Source organism: Aquimarina sp. AU58 (assembly GCF_900312745.1).
Classification (GTDB): domain Bacteria; phylum Bacteroidota; class Bacteroidia; order Flavobacteriales; family Flavobacteriaceae; genus Aquimarina; species Aquimarina spinulae.
This window is the reverse complement of sequence record NZ_OMPD01000007.1, coordinates 350,604-370,596: the sequence shown is the minus strand read 5'-3', so window position 1 is coordinate 370,596 and position 19,993 is coordinate 350,604. Positions and strand designations below refer to the sequence as shown.

19 protein-coding genes are annotated in these 19,993 nt (G+C 31.7%); 9 read left to right on the top strand and 10 right to left on the bottom strand.

The window, feature by feature from the left end; genetic code table 11:
• Positions 1 to 419: 419 nt before the first annotated feature.
• The 6 genes from DK441_RS04055 (at position 420) to DK441_RS04030 (ending at position 6,255) form a co-directional block, all read left to right on the top strand.
• Positions 420 to 1,238 (top strand): enoyl-ACP reductase, encoded by an 819-nt coding sequence (locus tag DK441_RS04055; RefSeq protein ID WP_109097598.1) that lies wholly within the window; start codon positions 420 to 422, stop codon positions 1,236 to 1,238.
• A gap of 93 nt (positions 1,239 to 1,331) precedes the next feature.
• The gene (locus DK441_RS04050) at positions 1,332 to 2,336 is read left to right on the top strand and encodes a glycosyltransferase family 2 protein (RefSeq protein ID WP_109097597.1); all 1,005 of its coding nucleotides are present in this window, start codon (positions 1,332 to 1,334) and stop codon (positions 2,334 to 2,336) included.
• Positions 2,337 to 2,341: 5 nt separating this feature from the next.
• On the top strand, positions 2,342 to 3,301 hold the full coding sequence (locus DK441_RS04045; protein WP_109097596.1) for a YbbR-like domain-containing protein: 960 nt from the start codon (positions 2,342 to 2,344) through the stop codon (positions 3,299 to 3,301).
• An 8-nt stretch (positions 3,302 to 3,309) separates the two neighbouring features.
• Positions 3,310 to 3,888, top strand: coding sequence for a dephospho-CoA kinase (coaE, locus tag DK441_RS04040; RefSeq protein ID WP_109097595.1), 579 nt, complete (start codon positions 3,310 to 3,312; stop codon positions 3,886 to 3,888).
• Between the two features lie 84 nt (positions 3,889 to 3,972).
• A complete protein-coding gene (locus DK441_RS04035) occupies positions 3,973 to 5,538 on the top strand; it encodes a HAMP domain-containing sensor histidine kinase (protein ID WP_109097594.1) in 1,566 nt (521 codons plus the stop codon).
• A gap of 3 nt (positions 5,539 to 5,541) precedes the next feature.
• Positions 5,542 to 6,255 (top strand): response regulator transcription factor, encoded by a 714-nt coding sequence (locus DK441_RS04030; RefSeq protein ID WP_025664007.1) that lies wholly within the window; start codon positions 5,542 to 5,544, stop codon positions 6,253 to 6,255.
• A 48-nt stretch (positions 6,256 to 6,303) separates the two neighbouring features.
• On the opposite strand, the gene miaA is transcribed toward DK441_RS04030, so the two are convergent.
• The 5 genes from miaA to DK441_RS04005 form a co-directional block, all read right to left on the bottom strand.
• Positions 6,304 to 7,209: a tRNA (adenosine(37)-N6)-dimethylallyltransferase MiaA gene (gene miaA, locus DK441_RS04025; RefSeq protein WP_109097593.1), complete on the bottom strand. Its 906-nt coding sequence runs from the start codon at positions 7,207 to 7,209 to the stop codon at positions 6,304 to 6,306.
• Complete coding sequence (locus DK441_RS04020; protein ID WP_109097592.1) at positions 7,202 to 8,041, bottom strand: ion transporter; 840 nt, start codon at positions 8,039 to 8,041, stop codon at positions 7,202 to 7,204. The genes miaA and DK441_RS04020 overlap by 8 nt, the downstream gene beginning before the upstream one ends.
• Before the next feature lie 33 nt (positions 8,042 to 8,074).
• Positions 8,075 to 10,045, bottom strand: coding sequence for a DUF3857 domain-containing protein (locus tag DK441_RS04015; RefSeq protein WP_109097591.1), 1,971 nt, complete (start codon positions 10,043 to 10,045; stop codon positions 8,075 to 8,077).
• On the bottom strand, positions 10,038 to 11,411 hold the full coding sequence (locus DK441_RS04010) for an exonuclease domain-containing protein (RefSeq protein WP_109097590.1): 1,374 nt from the start codon (positions 11,409 to 11,411) through the stop codon (positions 10,038 to 10,040). Before DK441_RS04010 ends, DK441_RS04015 begins: the two co-directional genes overlap by 8 nt.
• Before the next feature lie 109 nt (positions 11,412 to 11,520).
• On the bottom strand, positions 11,521 to 12,183 hold the full coding sequence (locus DK441_RS04005; protein ID WP_109097589.1) for a YggS family pyridoxal phosphate-dependent enzyme: 663 nt from the start codon (positions 12,181 to 12,183) through the stop codon (positions 11,521 to 11,523).
• Between the two features lie 317 nt (positions 12,184 to 12,500).
• Between DK441_RS04005 and DK441_RS04000 the strand changes: the two genes are divergently transcribed.
• Positions 12,501 to 13,136: a jacalin-like lectin gene (locus tag DK441_RS04000; RefSeq protein WP_109097588.1), complete on the top strand. Its 636-nt coding sequence runs from the start codon at positions 12,501 to 12,503 to the stop codon at positions 13,134 to 13,136.
• Positions 13,137 to 13,244: 108 nt separating this feature from the next.
• On the opposite strand, the gene DK441_RS03995 is transcribed toward DK441_RS04000, so the two are convergent.
• From DK441_RS03995 to DK441_RS03980, 4 genes are read right to left on the bottom strand one after another with little or no spacing between them, the layout of a single operon-like run.
• A complete protein-coding gene (locus DK441_RS03995; protein WP_109097587.1) occupies positions 13,245 to 14,483 on the bottom strand; it encodes a DUF1015 domain-containing protein in 1,239 nt (412 codons plus the stop codon).
• Complete coding sequence (locus tag DK441_RS03990; protein WP_235015701.1) at positions 14,483 to 15,064, bottom strand: M23 family metallopeptidase; 582 nt, start codon at positions 15,062 to 15,064, stop codon at positions 14,483 to 14,485. Before DK441_RS03990 ends, DK441_RS03995 begins: the two co-directional genes overlap by 1 nt.
• A gap of 48 nt (positions 15,065 to 15,112) precedes the next feature.
• The gene (locus DK441_RS03985; protein ID WP_109097585.1) at positions 15,113 to 16,000 is read right to left on the bottom strand and encodes a 3-hydroxybutyryl-CoA dehydrogenase; all 888 of its coding nucleotides are present in this window, start codon (positions 15,998 to 16,000) and stop codon (positions 15,113 to 15,115) included.
• A 41-nt stretch (positions 16,001 to 16,041) separates the two neighbouring features.
• Positions 16,042 to 17,007 (bottom strand): Gfo/Idh/MocA family protein, encoded by a 966-nt coding sequence (locus DK441_RS03980; RefSeq protein WP_109097584.1) that lies wholly within the window; start codon positions 17,005 to 17,007, stop codon positions 16,042 to 16,044.
• 151 nt (positions 17,008 to 17,158) lie between these two features.
• Here DK441_RS03980 and DK441_RS03975 point away from each other — a divergent pair, with 151 nt between their 5' ends.
• Together DK441_RS03975 and DK441_RS03970 are read left to right on the top strand one after the other, a co-directional pair.
• Positions 17,159 to 17,800 carry a protein-L-isoaspartate(D-aspartate) O-methyltransferase gene (locus DK441_RS03975; RefSeq protein ID WP_109097583.1) on the top strand — a complete coding sequence of 214 codons (642 nt, stop codon included), beginning with the start codon at positions 17,159 to 17,161 and terminating at the stop codon, positions 17,798 to 17,800.
• Between the two features lie 39 nt (positions 17,801 to 17,839).
• Complete coding sequence (locus DK441_RS03970; RefSeq protein WP_109097582.1) at positions 17,840 to 18,859, top strand: ankyrin repeat domain-containing protein; 1,020 nt, start codon at positions 17,840 to 17,842, stop codon at positions 18,857 to 18,859.
• A gap of 70 nt (positions 18,860 to 18,929) precedes the next feature.
• On the opposite strand, the gene DK441_RS03965 is transcribed toward DK441_RS03970, so the two are convergent.
• Positions 18,930 to 19,991 (bottom strand): hypothetical protein, encoded by a 1,062-nt coding sequence (locus DK441_RS03965; protein ID WP_109097581.1) that lies wholly within the window; start codon positions 19,989 to 19,991, stop codon positions 18,930 to 18,932.
• Positions 19,992 to 19,993 lie beyond the last annotated feature (2 nt).

Sequence of the window (19,993 nt, the reverse complement as noted above, 5' to 3'; positions counted from 1 at the left end):
GTATATTTTTTCTAAGGGGAGAAATAATATACACTATGGGGGGTGTTTTGTATCATAATCTTACATATCAAATCAATGATATTTTGAAAACAATACTCAATCAAAATTATATGTCAAATATAAGGTATATGTTGATAAAAATCAACTGATAATAGATTAATTTTTAATTAGATTTTAAAAGTCAGGTTTTTTTAAAACTCCCAACGTTATTTATAAGTTATCGCAATCATAGGTTTCTATTTCTTATAGAGATAGAAACATTATTAATTTATCATGTAGAGGTTTGATTAATATTTTATTGCCATGCACCGTTAATTATTTTTTTTACATACTTAACTAAATTCTATTTCGATTGGTTGTGGTTTGGGTCGTTTTATTATCTTTACCACTCGTATAACCATACTTTAATTTATAATTAAATGTCATACAATTTATTAAAAGGTAAAAGAGGAATTATTTTTGGGGCACTTGATGAAAATTCAATCGCTTGGAAAACCGCAGAACGTGTTTATGAAGAGGGAGGAAGTTTTGTTCTTACCAATGCTCCTGTCGCAATGCGAATGGGTGCTATAAATACTCTTGCAGAAAAAACCAATACTCAAGTTATACCTGCAGACGCTACTTCGTTAGAAGATTTAGAAAATCTTGTAGATAAAGCAACAGAAATTTTGGGTGGTAAACTTGATTTTGTTTTACATTCTATAGGGATGTCAATAAATGTGCGTAAAGGACGTCATTATACAGATCAGAACTATGACTGGACACAAAAAGGATTAGATGTATCTGCACTTTCTTTTCATAAAACAATGCAAACCCTATATAAGAAAAAGGTAATGAATGACTGGGGAAGTATAGTTGGATTGACATATATGGCAGCACAGCGCGTGTTTCCTGATTATAATGATATGGCAGATAATAAAGCATATCTAGAATCTATTGCTCGTAGTTTTGGATATTTCTTTGGTAGAGATAGTAATGTACGAGTGAATACAATTTCTCAATCCCCAACCCCAACAACTGCAGGAAAAGGAGTGAAAGGGTTTGATGGATTTATAGAATACGCAAATAAAATGTCTCCTTTAGGTAATGCCACGGCAGCAGAGTGTGCCGATTATACCATTACACTATTCTCTGATTTAACCAAAAAGGTAACCCTTCAGAATTTATACCATGATGGAGGTTTTTCTAATATGGGAGTAAGCCAGTTAGTGATGGATAAATTTGTAGGAGAAGAATAAAGATTTTCTAAAAAAAACTACTATAAAATTAGTAAAAAATCCCATTCTTAATTGGTAATGGGATTTTTTATTTAGACCACTTACCTTTGCAATATGAAAATATATTTCTCCTTTATTGTGCCAGTATATAACAGGCCAAATGAGATTAAAGAGCTGCTGGATAGCATGGTGGATATGGATTATACCAAACCATATGAGGTTGTGATTGTCGAAGATGGATCGTCTGATACATCAAAGGAGGTTATAGCGACTTTTGCAGATAGGTTATCTATAAGTTATTACCAAAAGCCAAATACTGGCCCGGGAGATTCTCGTAACTATGGTATGCGTAAGGCAAAAGGTAACTACTTTGTTATTCTCGATAGTGATGTGCTATTACCAAAAGAGTATTTGTCTAAAGCAGAACGTTTTTTATCCAATACTTTTGTACATTGTTACGGAGGTCCCGATGACGCTCATCAAAGCTTTTCTAACCTTCAGAAAGCAATAAGTTATAGTATGACTTCGTATTTAACTACTGGCGGAATTAGAGGGCGTAAAAATACATTGGGAAAATTTCAGCCCCGTAGTTTTAATATGGGATTGTCAAAAGAAGCTTTTGAGGCTTCGGGTGGTTTCGGAAACATACACCCCGGAGAAGACCCGGATCTTACCATAAGATTATGGAAATTAGGATATGACACTACATTAATTCCTGATGCCAAAGTGTTTCATAAAAGAAGAATTTCCTGGGAAAAATTCTATATCCAGGTGAATAAGTTTGGATTGGTACGACCTATTTTAAATCGATGGCACCCAGATACAGCAAAAATTACATATTGGTTCCCTACCTTATTCTTGCTATACACCGTATTTTCTATAGTGACTGCACTTTTGGGATGGTGGTACTTTGTTGCTATTTTAGGTATGTATTTAGGGATTATTTTTCTAGGCGCTACGCTAGAATATAAGAATCTGTCTATAGGCGTACAATCTATTTTGGCAGTTTTGATACAATTTTATGGATACGGAAAAGGATTCCTGAAATCTTATTATTATATTCATCTATTGAAAAAAGTACCCGAAAAGCAATTTAAGAAATTGTTTTTTTCAAAGTAATTTGTATGTCAGCAAGAAAAAAGAATAGATTTTCCTTAAAAAGGAATAATGTAAAAACCTTTTTGTTTTTTCTAATATTTACTTCAATCTTGTGGTTATTTATACAATTCTCTAAAAATTATACCCAAGAAGTAGAAGTAGCTATACGATATACCAATATACCACAAGACAAAATTTTTAATGAGCAGAGTGACCAAACATTAAGAATGGTCCTTAATGGGAATGGTTTTAGACTAATGAATCATAATTGGAGCAGACCAACATTACAATTTAATGTAGAGGATGCGGTTATTAATAGCGGAGATCAATATTATTTTCGTGTTGATAAAGAATCTTCGGTGTTAAAAAATAAATTGGACTTTAAAGGAAGGGTTTTATCTGTACAAAAAGATACCATACGATTAAAATTAGATCATAATCTGGAAAAAAAGATCCCGGTTAAAATCGTCGAGAAGATTCAGTATGCTATTGGATATGGTAGTGATAAGGGGTTAGTAGTTTCTCCTGATTCTATAACAATTAGTGGGCCTTCACAAATTATAGATACGATACAATATATAACAACAGAAAATTTAAATTTAGAAGGGCTAAACGTTAATTATACTTCAAAATTAGATATAGATATTGAAGAATTACCAGCCACCATTACTGTTACTCCTGCACAAGTAGAGGCTAACGTTTTGGTGAGTAAATTTACAGAGGGAGATCAAAAAATTCCTATAACATTAAATAATATACCTGAAGGTGTAGAAATTAAGATTTTTCCTAAAGAAATTTCTGTAGTATACAGGGTAGGATTAGATAAATACAATGAAATAAGTCCCAGAGATTTTATGGTAGTAGCTGATTATGCTAAAGCATCTGAAGAAAGTTTGTTTTTAACTTTAGAGTTGGTAAATAAACCAGATTACATTCATGATGTACGGTTACAGGTGAAACAAGTTCAATTTGTGGTTTTGAAATAAGTTAGGATATGAAAGTAGTAGGTCTAACAGGTGGTATAGGTAGCGGAAAATCTACAGTGGCCAAAATGTTTGAACAACTAGGAGTTGCAGTTTATATAGCCGATATTGAAGCTAAAAGGCTTATGAATGAGGATGCATTAGTAAAAAAACAAATTATCGATTTATTAGGAAATGATTCTTATATAAACGAAGAATTAAACAGATCATATATAGCAAATGTAGTGTTTAACGATTCTTCAAAACTACTTCAGTTAAATGCAATTGTTCACCCTGCTGTGGCAAACCATTTTGATTGCTGGAAAAGTAAACAAAAAGGGAATTATGTAGTAAAAGAAGCGGCTATACTTTTTGAAAATGGAGGTCATGAACAATGTGATTATACTATTCTTGTATCAGCACCAATAGAAACCAGAATTGAACGAGTCCTAAAAAGAGACAAAACTACGAGAGAAGATGTCCTTTCTAGGATGAATAATCAGTGGGAAGATGCTCGAAAAATCCCATTAGCCGATTTTGTAATATATAATGAAAATATAAAAGATACTGAAAATCAAGTATATAGGGTTCATGAGAAAATATCTTTATAAAATGTTTGTAATCCGAATCTTTCATTTTGTTAACATTTGGTTAAACCCTAAAGTAGCTAAATGTTAAAGTCTTACTTTTGAGTTATGAATAAAAGGTTATTCGTGTTGCTGATAATCCTGATGAGTTTATCGTTAATTGGGATTATTTTTGTTCAGGGATATTGGATTAACAACACTGTAGAGAATAATGAAGAACAGTTTTCTTTTAATGCGAAACAAATATTGATATCTGTATCTCATAGAATTCAATACAGAGAGTTTGAAGAGATGTTTTTTCCATTACAGGAGATTCTGGATAGCATAGAAGAGCCTGATAACAAAACTATACGTCAGCTTCTAAATATTAGTATTGATAATACGACAAAGTCGTTTACACATACAGATGGTATTTTAGAAGAAGACCATAAGTTGTTTTCGTCTTTTATAAATTTAAATATTGATACGGTTCGGTTAAAAAATATTTTAAATCGTAATACCGAGGCTGTTACGCAAAATGATAAAAGTGATTTTGTAAGGCAAAATTCTAAATCCAAACTAGAGAGAATACGTGGGTTAACAGATCTCCAGAGAATGGATTATGAAATAGTAATAGGAGAAATTGCCAGTTTTATACCAATACATAGAAGAGTTCAAAAAAGAGAAATAGATTATCTATTAAGGAAAGAACTGGAAGAAAGAGATATAAAAGTAGACTTTGAATATGCTATATATAGTAATGCTTTAGCAACCAAAGTACGTTCTGATGATTTTAGTTTGGATTATCCAACAACATATGCAATACCACTTTTTGTAAATGATGAAGGTGTAAGTGAGTATCAGCTATATGTTAATTTTACTGGAAAAAAACAATATGTGCTTTCTTCTATCAAGGGAATGGCCATATTATCTATAATATTTACGTTAATTATTGTAGTTGCATATTCCAGTGCTTTATCACAATTGATGCAGCAACGACAGATATCACAAATTAAAACAGATTTTATTAATAATATGACGCATGAGCTTAAGACTCCCATTGCTACTATTAATTTGGCATTAGATTCTATAAAGAATCCTAAAATAGGAGGGGATCCAGAGAAAGTGCAGCGTTATATGAGTATGATACGTGAAGAGAATAAAAGAATGCATGCCCAGGTAGAAAATGTGTTAAGAATATCTCAATTAGAGAAAAATGAACTTAACATTAAAAAAGAAAGACAAGAGTTGCATGATATTATTGAAGATGCAATTACTCATGTGTCTCTACTTGTAGAAAATAGAGAAGGGTATGTGAAAATGCATTTAGGAGCGCTTAAAACAACAGTATTGGCTAATGATAGCCATTTGACTAATGTAGTTGTGAATATTTTGGATAATGCAATAAAATATTCAGAAAATGAGCCTAAAATAGATGTATATACAGAAAATGTAAAAAATAGTATTGTTCTAAAAGTTCGTGATCAAGGAATTGGAATGAGTAAAGTAGCACAGAAAAAGATTTTTGAAAAGTTCTTTAGAGAACATACCGGAGATCTTCATAATGTAAAAGGACACGGATTAGGACTAACATACGTAAAGAGAATTATAGATGATCATCATGGTCAGATATGGGTGGAGAGTGAAAGGGGAAAAGGCTCCACATTTATAATTAAATTACCGTTAATATCTTAAAATATGGAAACAGAAAACAAAAAGATTTTGCTTGTAGAAGATGATCCAAACTTTGGAACAGTATTAAAGGATTATCTAGTAATGAACGATTATGATGTTGTGCATGCTAAAAATGGTATGGAAGGCTTCGAAAAATTCAAAAAGGATGATTATGATATGTGTATTCTTGATGTCATGATGCCTTATAAAGATGGATTTACATTAGCAAAGGAGATTAGAGAAAAAAATGAAGAAATACCAATCATCTTTTTAACTGCAAAAGCAATGAAAGAAGATGTGTTGAAAGGATACAAAGTAGGGGCAGATGATTACCTTAATAAGCCTTTTGATAGCGAAGTGTTGTTAATGAAAATACAAGCTATTATGCAGCGTAAAAGCACAGAGTCTGTTGCCGATAGTAAACAGTTTGAGTTTAACGTTGGAGGCTTTCATCTTAATTCGAAACTTCGCTTTTTAACGTTTAAGGAAGAAGATCCAATTAAACTTTCTCCAAAAGAGAATGAATTACTTCGCTTACTAGCACTACATCTTAATGATTTAATGCCTAGAGAATTAGCATTAACAAAAATATGGAGAGATGATAATTATTTTACCTCTCGTAGTATGGATGTATATATAGCCAAACTTAGAAAATATTTGAAGAAAGACGAAAATGTCGAAATTCTTAATATTCACGGAGAAGGATTTAGACTAGTTGTAAGAAACGAAGAATCGTAGGAATAGTAACGGTAACTAACTTCTAAAAAAGTTCACTATGTATAATTATCATAGTGAGCTTTTTTTTATATGCATTATAATAGGTTTAATATCTTCTTTGTAGTCATACCAACTAATTTCTAAATCTTTTTTAAACCAGGTAAGCTGTCTTTTGGCAAAACGCCTGGTATTTTTTTTGATTTCAGAAAGAGCAAAATCCAAATCCCATTCTTTATCCAGGTATTTAAATATTTCTTTATACCCAACAGTGTTTAATGCATTTAATGATGTGTATGGGTAAAGGCTTTTTACTTCATCTAGTAATCCCCCTTCCACCATTAGCTCTACGCGTTGGTTTATTCTGTCATAAATAGTTTGTCTTTCTGCGGTAACCCCAATTTTAATAGTGTTAAAAGGTCGTTTCTTTCGTGGTTTAGTAAGAAATGATGAATAAGGTTCTCCACTACCAATACATACTTCTAAAGCCCTCATAACTCTATGTGTATTGTTAAGGTCTACCTTCTCGTAATACAATGGATCCAAAATTTTTAATTGTTGCTGCAAATTTTCGATTCCTTTGTCGTTATATTCTTTTTGAAGTTCTTGTCTAATCTTTATATCTATTTCAGGAAAACGATCCAACCCCTTGGTTACCGCATCGATATAGAGCCCAGAACCTCCAACTAGAATAGCATAGTCATTGCTTTTGAATAATTCATTAAGTTTATCTAAAGCATCTTTTTCAAAATCACCTACACTGTATTCATTCTTAATACTTATGTGTTGAATGAAATGATGTTTAGCTTGTTTTAATTCATCAAGAGAAGGAGCTGCAGTACCAATGCTCATTTCTTTATAAAACTGCCTGCTGTCTGCAGAAACAATTTCACAATTAAAATGTTTTGCAAGTGCAATACTTAAGCTGGTTTTGCCTATAGCAGTTGGGCCAACAACCACAATTAGATTTTTATTCATGGTCATGATGTAAGTCTTCTCCGCATTTATGGCAGAATTTAGCGTTATCGCGATGCTCATTCTCACTACAATGACTACAGGATTGAGTATTTAGATGTACTTTACTAGCTTGATGATGTGTGTATTCGGCACTAACAATACCCGTAGGAACAGCAATAATACCATAACCCATGATCATAATAATGGCTGCAATAAATTGTCCTAGCGGAGTAACAGGAGCAATATCACCATAACCAACTGTTGTTAGTGTAACAATACACCAATATACGCTTATGGGGATGCTTTTAAAACCACTTTCTTCTCCTTCTACGATATACATTACCGTACCCATAATTATGCATAACACTAATACAGCAAATAGAAATACCAGTATTTTGGCTCTACTATCTTTTATAGCTTTGGCTAGTCTGTTGGATTCACCAATATATCTCGAGATTTTTAAAATTCTAAAAACCCGAAGTAATCTTAACGCTCTAACAGCCAACAATGCACTGGTGCCTGTTATAAAAAATGATAGGTATAATGGTAAAGTAGATAAAAGATCGATGATCCCATAAAAACTAAAAATATAAGAGGCTGGTTTTTTTATAGAAATAATACGGGCTATATATTCAAAAGTAAAGAATATAGTGATGATCCATTCTGCATAATACAAAAACGTATAGGTTTCAGCAGATAGTCCTTTTACACTTTCGAGCATTACAAAGATGATGCTCAATACTATTAAGATAAGTAGAGTTACATCAAATATTTTTCCTATCGGAGTATCGGCTTCATAAATGATGTCGTGCAATTGGTTTTTCCAGTTCTTATGAGATGAATTATTGTCCAAATTTCTTGATTTTGAATAAAAATACTAAAAAAACTAATGTACCCTTCTAACGGCTATAAGAGTATTATTTTCTATTTCAATAATAAGATTAAAAAAATCTTTAAGTGTTTTATAATATTCTACAGGGTAATATGAAGAATTAAATGTTATTCTATGAGTAATAATTAATTTTTTTTCATTTTTCTGAAAATTGACACCTGCCTGACCTAGATGATTAGGAATAGCATACAAAGAATTATTTGGGATGTCGACAAATTCATGATTTTCGGGTAACTCGATAGAAACCAGGTATGTATATGAGTCTGGATAGCCAAAATCAACAGGATATGTTCTTTGATTAAGTTTGAAAGGAGTTTCTTCGAAAAAAGGTAGGGTAAATGGTTTTATGTAAATCGTGTTATCTATTGTTTCTGTATTTCTTGTAAATTGAAATTCTTCTTCAAATGGTTTTTCATAATCCTTCTCATCTTTAATGCTAATGTTGGTTATTTTTACTTCGGAGTTTTTCTTTTTCCTTAAGTCTAAATAACTTTGTTTGTTTACCTGATCCAGTTCTTTTCGCTTATAGTATCCATGGTAACCAGCGAAAACATGTTTTGCTTTACCGTCTAATTCTAATTTTTCATTTAGTTTTAATTCTTCTTTATAAAAAATTAAAGAACGCTTTGCGGGTTTTATATCTATCCAGGAACTACCATTTTTAAAATCTAATAACCTACCATGTACATTTAAGCATCTAAAAGGTACTTCTCCGAACGCTAAATTATTTTCTGTAGCATCTAGAAGAAATGTCTCATCTTCGATAGTTAATTGTGTAATTAAGTAATTAAAATCAGAGATTACAGGGTGTATAGTTGTAGCGTAGCCATTATTCCTTGTTGATAGTAATACAGGATAAACTTTAAATTGTTGTTGTTTCAGTGTGTTATGTAATAAAATATTTATACCAGAGACATTACCTGATTTAGAGTTAATTACTTCAGAAATAGAATTACCTTTAAAAATGTCATTCTTTTTGTTCCATTTATAATGATCAGCAATATAACGATATATTGCTTTTGCTTTGATCACATCATTAGGCATTGATTGTATAGTGTCGGGAAGAATATTTTTAGTGATTCCCGTTTTTTTGAGTTGTACTCCAATGGCTATTTCTTTTTTTAATTTGATATCAACATTTTTCCATGTTTCAGTATATTTATTATTGACTCCATCGAATCCTTTAAATTCTTTTAATTCATACTCAATACGAGAAAAATAATTGCTCTTTGCTGTCATATATTTTTCTTCTTTGAAAGCAGGAATATCTTTCATGATATATGTGTTATGAGAACAATCAGCAGATCCTAAACCTGATGCTTGGAGACAATTTTTTTTAATAGTAGATTCACTGGTATTTAGTTTTAGAGTCCCTACGAGTTTTATATTGTAGACATAATTACCGGGTAGATCAGCTATAAACTCACTATACATTTTTGGGATATCATCTTGAAATTCCCATCCATTAAAATTATACATAAAAGGAGATTCTACCTGGTATTTATAAGTTAGTACAGATCCTGGCTTTATATTAGAAAATGTAAATTTTACAGAAGTGAAGTTTTGATCATGTTTTTCATAATAAATTTGGTCTTTTTCTACTTTGGTTTTAATAACTTTACCTTGTTCCAGGTTATAAGTAAATGCTACAAGATTATTGAAAGATTCTTTATCCCTTTTATTTCTGTATAAAAGAATTTTTACCGTAGCATGACCAAACCCTTGCTCATTTAATATTTTGACTTTTGCTTCATAATCTGTTAACAAATCATAACCACCACCATTTTCTACTCTGCTAAACCCTTTTTCGTATATAAAAAATGCAGTTGCGGTACTGTCTTTTTTATATGTTGTACTTTGTAAATCAATCATGCTCACAACCATATTTTTATCATTGTAAGCTTCTTGGGCGCTTATTAAAAAAGAGAAAGTGGTTAAAAATACAAAGAATAGAGTTCTATACATTTTTTTGTAGTTTGATAATCTTTAGTCTTTTATGTGTACGCACATAACTTTGGATAATGTGTTGGGCATCTCTGTTATGGGTCATTGGGGTAATAATAGAGCGTAAAATCTCTATATTATTGATTTGATAATTTAGATTGAAGTACCCTATACCTTTAAATTTTCCTTCTTCAACCAATATTACACTTTGTTCGTCAATATCTCTTCCTCGATCCACAATAATCATATCCTGACTCTGAAAAGAAGTATTGAAAATAAGTTTTTGTGCCCTAATATTATATTCTTCTGCAGGTTCATTATAAATACAAGCGCCATGACACTGCTTTATAGTGTAGTTAAAACAATTACTTTCTCCATTATCCAGCCCCATTAATTTTTGGCATAAATTATACTCTTCTGTCCATCGATGCATGTAAGTCTTAGCTTGTTGTTTATTAGAAAAAGTAGTGATGCTTATTTTGCGATGATCTGCTTTTTGAACTTTGAAATTTATATACCCATTGTCATCTGTAAATTGGTATAGGGCTTGATCAAATTTTGTTTTACGCAGTGCTCTATTATATTTTGGTTTGTTACGTTTTATCTCTTCACTTTCTTTTAGTAATGCTAAAAGCTCACTTCCTGTATTTTCATACGTTACACTAACAACTTCTTCTTGTATTCTTTTAGATTTTCTATTGTCGTTTGTAAAATGTTGATTGAGGCGTTTTTTTATGTTTTTACTTTTTCCAATATATATGATAGTCCCGTTTTCACGATGCATATAATATACTCCTGTTGCTGCAGGAGCGTCTTCAATTAATCTAAGAAGCTTATCATCGACCTGGCGTTTAGTCTCTGTTCTAACGGTTTCTATAATTATTTTTTTCTCTATATCTTTTGTGAGTAAGAGTTTAAATAATTTTACTGTAGCCAGGGCATCACCATTGGCTCGGTGCCTGTCAGAAAGAGGGATGCCAAGTCCTCGAACAAGTTTGCCTAAGCTATAAGATTGTTGATCTGGGATTAATTTTTTAGAAAGCTCTACAGTACATAAAGATTGCCGTTCGAATTCGAATCCTAATCTCGAGAATTCGGTTCTTAAAATTCTGTAATCAAAACTAGAGTTATGTGCAACAATAATACAGTCGGTAGTAATTTCAACAATTCTTTTGGCTACTTCATAAAACTTGGGTGCATTGCGAAGCATTTGATTGTTTATCCCGGTAAGATTAGCTACAAATGGCTGTATGGGACGTTCGGGATTAACCAGACTTATAAACTGGTCCACTACATCATGTCCGTCAAATTTATAAATAGCAATTTCAGTAATTCCTTCTTCATTATATTTTCCTCCGGTTGTTTCAATATCTAAAATTGCATACATATAGTTCGGTAATCTTTATTTTTTCAAGCTTAGTTTAATAAGGGACATTATTATTATTATTTTATTTATCAATTTGGTAAATCAAGTACTAATGATCAAAAAGTATATATTATTGGTAATTTCTGGCTCCAAAAATAGAACTTCCTATTCTAACCATAGTGCTTCCGCAGTCAATAGCCATTTTGTAATCTCCGCTCATACCTATCGATAAGGTTTTTAGTTGAGGGTATTTTGTTTTTATGTTTTCAGAAAAAGAAGCAATCTTTTTAAATTCATCGTGTATTTGTTGCTCATCATCTATAAAAGTTGCCATTCCCATAAGCCCTTGAATATTAACATTGGTTAAATTCTTAACTTCTTCGGAGTTTAATAAAGCGATAGCATCCTGTTCTGATAAACCAAATTTACTTTCTTCTTTAGCAATTTTGATTTGTAAGAGACAGTTAATAGTTCTATTGTGTTTTTTTGCTTGTTTGTCGATCTCTTTAAGCAATTTGTAACTATCTACTGCATGAATGAGATCTACAAAGGGAGCCATATACTTAACCTTATTAGTTTGTACATGTCCGATCATATGCCAGCTAATGTCCTTTGGCATGGTTTCCCACTTTTCGGTCATTTCCTGAATCTTATTTTCACCAAAAATTCTTTGACCAGCATCATAGGCGTCCATTAGATCAGAAACAGGTTTAGTTTTGGATACTGCTACCAGAGTAACTCCTTCAGGAATTGATGTTTTTATTTCATGAAGGTTTTTTTCGATATCATTCATAGTTTGCAAAGATATCTAAAATCATTTTTTTATTGATATTGATTATTCGTTATTTATTTATAAATCAAAGGCTAATTTTGATCTTTTTTATATAAAATAACTAATCTCTTTTTTCTTGGATAAAAGGTAAGTATTTAGGTTATATTTCTAATTTCTACAGATGTCAAAAGTATTCGTGGCTTAAGTCGTACAACTCTCATATATATGTTAATTAATATTAAGGATTTTGGTAGTGATCGTATCTTAATGTGCTTTTAATAACGAAGTTAATAGCAGTAATTAACAATTTTATTTTAACCAATTTAAATTAAGTTTTTATGAAAAAATTAATTTTTTTAACAGCATTAGCACTGTTCAGTTTTATGATCTCATGTCAGAAAGATGAGATAAAAGAAGGTGTAGAAAACACCCAGGAATTACCTACTTATGATGATACTAATTCTTTATTGGTAGAATGGGAGAGCTTTCCTAAAGAATTAAAAAATGCTATCCCTCTTGAGGAGAATGTAACAGAAAGTAGTGGTAAGGCATATTCGTACTCTATTGGCCCTTTTGGAGGTAATGGAGGTAGTGCTTTTAGTGTAAACCCTCCTAGTGGTACAAGAATTCATGCAATTGCCATGCGAACAGGTAGTAGGGTAGACAAATTGATCGTTTACTATAAATCACCTTCTGGTACTATTTATACAGGAGTGAATAGAGGTGGTAATGGAGGGAGTTATTACCTTCATTTTTTTAGCAGTGATGAGCATATAAAACGAATTTCAGGAAGAAGTGGGAGTCGTTTGGATAAGTTAACCATCTATACTAATAAAAAAACATTTACCCATGGTGGTAATGGAGGTAGTTATTTTAATGCTTCAATCCCGCCTAGTGGATTTGAAATATTAGGTTTCTATGGCCGTTCAGGATCAAATATTGATAGAATTGGGTTTTATGTGCATACCTTATAAAGTATAAGTGTTCAATTCTCTTAAAACCAAAGTGTATTGAAAAAAGACAAAGGATGCTTGAATTTCAAGCATCCTTTATTGTTTATAAATAAAAATGATTAGTTAATGTTAAAACTCATAAATAGTGATTCCGCTTCTTAATTTTGGTTCTATGTATGTGCTTTTTGGAGGCATTTTCAATCCTTCGTCTGCAATTTTTTTGACTTGCTCTACAGATGCAGGAAAAAGCCCAAATCCTACTTTGTATTCTCCATTATCAACATCGCTTTTTACTTTTACAATTCCATTCTTACCATGTGAGTATTCGATACGAGTATCTGTACGCAAATCTTCTATGCCTAAAATAGGTTTTAATACCGTTTTATATAAAATCTGTGCGTCTAACTCCTCTAGTGCATCTGTAAATTCATAAGTTGTTTTTCTTAGATATAACGAATAAAACTCATCGTCAATATACATGCTAAAATGATGAGGTTTTGAAGGTCTGTATACTTCTGGCCCTCTATTTTCGATACGAAACCATTCATCTAATTTGATTAGAAATTCTTCTTTGGATAATCCGTTTAGATCTTTTACTAATCGATTAAATTCATAAATTTTTAAATCAGATTCAGGGATCAAATAACTCATAAAAAAATTATAAGCTTCATTACCGTTATGCTCAGGGTTATTTTCTTTTAAATCCTGGGATAGTAGGTGAGATGAGGCAGAACGATGATGACCATCTGCTATATATATAGTTTTAATAGAAGAAAAGGCTTCTTGTATCTCGCGAATAGATTTTTGATCCTCTATTTTCCATAGGTAATGCGTATCACGATTTGTAGTTGTAAATTCATATTCTGCTCTTGCTCCAACGGTTTCTGAAATAATTTTTGAAATAGAATCATTATCAGGATAGGTAAGTAATACAGGTTCTGCATTGAAGCCAACCGTTTTTAGATACTCTTTAAAAGTACTTTCACGATCTTGAAGTGTATCTTCATGTTTTTTGATAACATCATTATGATAATCTTCTGTACTGGCAGCAGCTATAATACCACAAAATGATTCTTGTTCACGATTTACAATTTTGTAAATGTAATAACAAGGACTATCCTCTTGCATAAAAATTTGATCTTCTTTAAACTCCAGATATCGATTTCGAACTAATTTATAGCGCTCTTCTCCTGATATCTCTTTATGGTATTTATATCCTGGATTTACAATATGTAGAAAGGAGTAGGGGTTATAATCCATTCGAGAATCTCGCTCAAAAGAAGTGTAACTTTGATATGATCTGGAAGCAACCAGATTTACTTTATCTCTTGTTGGTCGTATAGCTTTAAACGGAACGATTTTTGCCATTAATTATTATTTATAAATTTTGTAGGATCCAGATATCCAGATCTGTCATTTGCGTATCCACCACCGATATCCATAAAAATATCATCTCTGATTTCTAGATGCAAATGGGCCAAATATATGCCATTTGCATTACCTATAGTTGCTATTAAAGCACCTTTTTTTACAAAATCTCCTTCTTTTACAAATATAGAATCGCAATGTGCATATACAGATTCATAATATTTTCCTTTGTATCTATGTATTATTCTTATAACATTACCCCAACCTCCTTTAATATCCTTAGCAAAAGAAACATATCCATTAGCAATGGTATATATGGGATCTCCCAGATCTGTATTACCTCCTCCAGTACCATTCCAATCATCACCTAAGTGATTGTTTTCTCTAAATTTTTGAGCATTATAATAGCCTTCAGCATTTGATTTACCAATTGGATAATCAAAATCAGAAGCGATAAATTCTGGATTTTCCTTAAAAAGAGAGGTGTAGATCTGATAAGGATCTTGATTTTCATCTATAACAAGGCTAGATGTTTCATTTCTGTTTTTGCAGGAAATAAAGGTTAAAATTATAATCAGCATCAGGATTTTATTCATCGTAAAATCAGGAAGTAAATACTAAATTACGAACTATATAAACTGCTTAGATACGTTTTCTGCTTTTCTGTTTTCAGAATAATCATAGAACCCTTCTCCACTTTTTACTCCGAGTTTACCGGCCATAACCATATTAACTAATAATGGGCAAGGAGCATATTTTGGGTTTTTGAAACCATCATACATTACATTAAGAATAGAAAGGCAAACATCAAGACCAATAAAATCTGCTAATTGTAATGGCCCCATAGGGTGTGCCATTCCTAATTTCATAACGGTATCAATCTCTGATACTCCTGCGACACCATTATATAAAGTTTCTATTGATTCATTAATCATTGGCATGAGGATACGATTTGCTACAAATCCAGGGTAATCATTTACTTCTACAGGGATTTTACCTAGTGTTTTAGATAGTTCCATGATAGTAGAAGTTACTTCATCAGAGGTGTTGTATCCTCTAATGATCTCAACTAATTTCATAATAGGCACGGGATTCATAAAATGCATACCTATAACCATCTCAGGACGATTGGTTACAGCAGCAATTTGTGTAATCGATATTGATGAAGTATTAGAGGCTAAGATTGTATCTTCTGGACATGCCTCACTAAGCTCTTTGAAAATTTTTAGCTTTAAATCTACATTTTCTGTAGCGGCTTCAACGACAAGACCTGCATATTCTACTCCTTCTTTGATATTTGTATAAGTAGAGATATTGGCAAGTGTAGCTTCTTTATCGGCTTCTGATATTTTTTCTTTAGCAATCATCCTGTCTAAATTCTTTGTGATTGTAGCTAAACCTTTATCCAAAGATTGCTGAGAAATATCAATAAGCTGTACTTTAAAGCCTTTTTGAGCAAAAGTATGTGCAATACCATTCCCCATAGTTCCTGCACCGATTACTGCAATGTTTTTCATATGTATATTGTTTATTTGATGTATATGTGTAAATTTTGTTTTTAATGAGTAAAGCAATCAATGATTTTTAAGGCAACTTCTAATGCCTTTTTTCCTTGCTCCAGCGATACTACAGGTGTAGTATCATTTTTTATGGCTTCTGCAAAGGTGTCTAATTCATCTAATATTGCATTATTAGAAGGAACATTAGGGTTGTCAAAATAAATTTGTTTTTTCACACCTTCAGCATTTTGCAATATCATAGCAAAATCATCTGGACTTTCGGGGGCATCTTTCATCTTTACGACCTCACATTTTTTTTCAAAGAAATCAACCGAGATATAGGCATCGCGCTGAAAAAACCTGGATTTTCGCATATTCTTAAGAGAAATTCTACTGGCAGTAAGGTTAGCTACACAACCATTTTCAAATTCTATTCTAGCATTAGCAATATCAGGAGTTTCACTAATTACAGATACTCCACTGGCACTAATCTGTTTTACTTCAGAGTGCACTACACTTAGTATAGCATCTATATCATGAATCATAAGATCAAGAACTACAGGAACATCTGTGCCTCTGGGGTTAAATTCTGCTAATCTGTGCGATTCGATAAACATTGGATTGTCAATCTTGCTAGCTACTGCAGTGTATGCAGGATTAAAACGTTCTACATGTCCTACTTGTCCTTTTACATGATGCGCATTTGCCAAATCAATAAGTTGTTGGGCTTCTGCTACAGTATTAGTAATTGGTTTTTCTATAAAGACGTGTTTGCCTGCTTTTATAGCTTGCTTAGCTACATCAAAATGAGCAAAAGTTGGGGTAACAATATCAACTACATCTACAGCATCAATTAATTCTTCAATAGAGTTAAATAGTTGATAACCAAATTCTTCTGCTATAGATTTAGCTTGAGTTTCGCTAGCATCGTAGAAACCTATAAGGTCATAATTTTCTGATTGTTGTAGAAGACGTAAATGGATTTTACCAAGGTGTCCCGCACCGAGTACTCCGGCTTTGAGCATAATATATTGATTTTACACAAAAATAGTATTATTTATAAATTTTAAATCCTAATTATATCTAAAATGCAAAATTTTAGTTCGAAGAAAGAAATAGTTTGCAAATCTTTAAAATCTTTATGTAATTTTAGCCTGCTAAATAACCCTTAGAATAGTGAAAGATACCCTTAGACATGCCGGAAAAAGAAAACAATTAGTAGACGTATTGATTAAAAAAGGAATCAAAAATAAAACGGTGTTATCTGCTATTGGAAAGATACCCAGACACTTATTTATGGATTCTGGTTTTGAAGATCATGCATATCAGGATAAAGCTTTTCCGATAGCAGCAGATCAAACCATTTCTCAACCCTATACTGTAGCGTTTCAAACAGAATTATTGGAAATAAAAAAAGGAGACAAGGTGTTAGAAATTGGCACTGGTTCGGGATACCAAACTGCAGTTTTATGCGAAATGGGAGCAAAAGTGTATAGTATAGAACGTCAAAAAGAATTGTTTAAAAAAACAAAATTGTTTTTGTCTAAACTTGGATATAGACCAAAACACTTGTCGTTTGGAGATGGATATAAAGGCCTAGCAGAGCATGCACCGTACAATGGAATTATAGTGACAGCAGGAGCTCCTTTTGTTCCAAAACCATTATTAGGGCAGCTACAAATTAATGGCCGTCTAGTAATCCCGGTAGGAGAGGATGTACAAATAATGACACTTTTTATTCGTAAAAGTGAAACAGAGTTCGAAAAACGAGAATTTGGAGAGTTCAGATTTGTTCCTTTGTTAGAGGATAAGAATTAGAAAAAGAATTGAAATAATATTCTTTTAAAAATTAGAGTTATGGAAGAACAGAAGCCAATCACAATAGAATTATTTGAACTTGTAGACAAAAGAAAGTATAGCTCTGATGACATAACAAAAATTAAATTGTTATTAGAAGAAGGAGCAAATGTTAATTATCAGGAACCTGAATACCCTTTTGAAACTATACTCTATAGAGTTATTTCTTCCTGGAAAAAAGAAGAAAGGTTAGAGGTTGTAAAACTTCTGCTGTCTTATAATATAGATGTAAATGTAGAGTGCGATATTTTTTTACCAATAGAGCATGCAGCTCGAAAAGGGGATGAGAAAGTAGTTGAATTTTTATTAGAAAATGGAGCAGATGAAGGTTTACAGGCAACCTTGAAAATAGCAATTGAAGGAGATCATATGGAAATTGCAAAAATATTGATTGATACAGGTATTGATCTTGATATGCATGAAGGATTAGATGTACCTTTTCTAAATTATTGTACAGAGCCATATCGAATAAGAGATAGAAAAAAAGAATATGATGTTCTACCCGGAGTAACAATTGCGAAGTTTTTGATAGATAGAGGAGCAAACCCTAATGGTTTACCCAGTTCATCTATAACTCCCTTGCAGAATGCAGTAAATAATGATTTTTTTGAATTAGTAGAATTATTATTCGATAATGGAATTGAATCCATAACAGAAGAAGACCCTGTATTATTTATGGTGCAATCTGTAGAAATGGCTAAAATTTTATTGCAGAAGGGGGCAAATATTGATGTTCGAAGTGAAAAATATAGAGGATCGACGCCTTTGATTTCAAGTGTGAGTAAAAAAAATAGAAGCTTAATAGAATTTTTTATTGAAGAAAAAGTGAACTTATACTCTGTAGATAATGATGGTTTTACCGCTTTTCATCAAGCAGTTTTATTAGAAGATATCAATTTGATAAAATATCTGGCAGACTATTATAATATTAAAAAATGTGATGAAATTTATTCTCTATTGTCTATAGTTGATTCTACTTCGATAAAGAAAATAATAGAAGAACTACTAAGTGATACTTAATTAAGAAAGAAAAGTTTTTTATTCTAAAAACTCGGTTACCCGAATGAAATAGACCCTTTTAGTTGCCAGGCTATCGATTTAGTAAAACATCTACATCTCTTTCTACAATTTGATAATATAAAATGTTGGGTTGCTCTATTTCGATTACATCTTTATCGAATTTGTGATTCCAAACAAAAACAGAGTGATTGAAAGTTTCGCTAAAATATTTTTCATAATATGGAAAGAAAGAATCGTGAAAAACTAATATTTTGAGGTTGTTATTGGAAGATGTATTTTGGAAACGTTTTTCATAAAGTCTATCTGCATTATGGTAGCCAATAGGTACTGTTAATTGATCTGTTTGCTCTATTGATTTTTCGGGAGTTTTAAACTTTAAGTGGATAAAATCTTCCGTTTTATTATTCATCAGCATGTTGTTTAGATCGCCAATTTTGTTATCTTCTACATATGCTTCCATGTTTTCGAGTTTGTATTGGCTAAATCTTGTTTTTTTAAAATCTTGAGTTATAAAATTCATGCTGGATTGATAAGCATAAAATCCTGCATAGCCATTCCAATGAGTGTCTGTTTTATGATACAAAATCGTATCATTTCCTTTAGGGAAATTTTCTCCTAAATTTATAAAGTTAACATCAATAGTCTTACATAAAGAGTCTAATTGCTGAAGTTTTGTATTTCTTTCATATTTTTTTATTTTGATCATATCACTATGGATCGTATGCTTATTAGGTGCTATTGCAATATAAAAGGCGACATTTCTTTCTTTAAGCCACTCTTTCCTATGGATTAAAAGTTTTTTCAAAGAAGCTAATTCTTTTTTGGTGAATACAACCAAACCTTTTGATTCTGATAGTGCATTACTAAAATTATTTCCTAAAAATTTCCACTCATTTTCTGTTTCAATAACTTTGTTCGGAATTGGATTTACATTCAGGACATTGGTTTTAAAATTGGTGTAAATTTTTAGTAAATCAGATTTTAAAGGAAAGTTTCGTTTAAAATTTAAGCTGATTTTTTTTTCATTTTCCTTAAGCGGATCAACCTTTATCCTAAGGTTAACTAGGATAAAAGGTATCGAAATAATAGCGATACAAATGATTATAAAGCAAATCGTAATTTTTCTTTTCATTT

Excerpts from the sequence above, each read along its gene's own strand:
- DK441_RS04055 (WP_109097598.1), top strand. The coding sequence starts at position 420 with ATGTCATACAATTTATTAAAAGGTAAAAGAGGAATTATTTTTGGGGCA.
- DK441_RS04050 (WP_109097597.1), top strand. The coding sequence starts at position 1,332 with ATGAAAATATATTTCTCCTTTATTGTGCCAGTATATAACAGGCCAAAT.
- DK441_RS04045 (WP_109097596.1), top strand. The coding sequence starts at position 2,342 with ATGTCAGCAAGAAAAAAGAATAGATTTTCCTTAAAAAGGAATAATGTA.
- coaE (WP_109097595.1), top strand. The coding sequence starts at position 3,310 with ATGAAAGTAGTAGGTCTAACAGGTGGTATAGGTAGCGGAAAATCTACA.
- DK441_RS04035 (WP_109097594.1), top strand. The coding sequence starts at position 3,973 with ATGAATAAAAGGTTATTCGTGTTGCTGATAATCCTGATGAGTTTATCG.
- DK441_RS04030 (WP_025664007.1), top strand. The coding sequence starts at position 5,542 with ATGGAAACAGAAAACAAAAAGATTTTGCTTGTAGAAGATGATCCAAAC.
- miaA (WP_109097593.1), bottom strand. The coding sequence starts at position 7,209 with ATGAATAAAAATCTAATTGTGGTTGTTGGCCCAACTGCTATAGGCAAA.
- DK441_RS04015 (WP_109097591.1), bottom strand. The coding sequence starts at position 10,045 with ATGTATAGAACTCTATTCTTTGTATTTTTAACCACTTTCTCTTTTTTA.
- DK441_RS04010 (WP_109097590.1), bottom strand. The coding sequence starts at position 11,411 with ATGTATGCAATTTTAGATATTGAAACAACCGGAGGAAAATATAATGAA.
- DK441_RS04005 (WP_109097589.1), bottom strand. The coding sequence starts at position 12,183 with ATGAATGATATCGAAAAAAACCTTCATGAAATAAAAACATCAATTCCT.
- DK441_RS04000 (WP_109097588.1), top strand. The coding sequence starts at position 12,501 with ATGAAAAAATTAATTTTTTTAACAGCATTAGCACTGTTCAGTTTTATG.
- DK441_RS03995 (WP_109097587.1), bottom strand. The coding sequence starts at position 14,483 with ATGGCAAAAATCGTTCCGTTTAAAGCTATACGACCAACAAGAGATAAA.
- DK441_RS03990 (WP_235015701.1), bottom strand. The coding sequence starts at position 15,064 with ATGCTGATTATAATTTTAACCTTTATTTCCTGCAAAAACAGAAATGAA.
- DK441_RS03985 (WP_109097585.1), bottom strand. The coding sequence starts at position 16,000 with ATGAAAAACATTGCAGTAATCGGTGCAGGAACTATGGGGAATGGTATT.
- DK441_RS03980 (WP_109097584.1), bottom strand. The coding sequence starts at position 17,007 with ATGCTCAAAGCCGGAGTACTCGGTGCGGGACACCTTGGTAAAATCCAT.
- DK441_RS03970 (WP_109097582.1), top strand. The coding sequence starts at position 17,840 with ATGGAAGAACAGAAGCCAATCACAATAGAATTATTTGAACTTGTAGAC.
- DK441_RS03965 (WP_109097581.1), bottom strand. The coding sequence starts at position 19,991 with ATGAAAAGAAAAATTACGATTTGCTTTATAATCATTTGTATCGCTATT.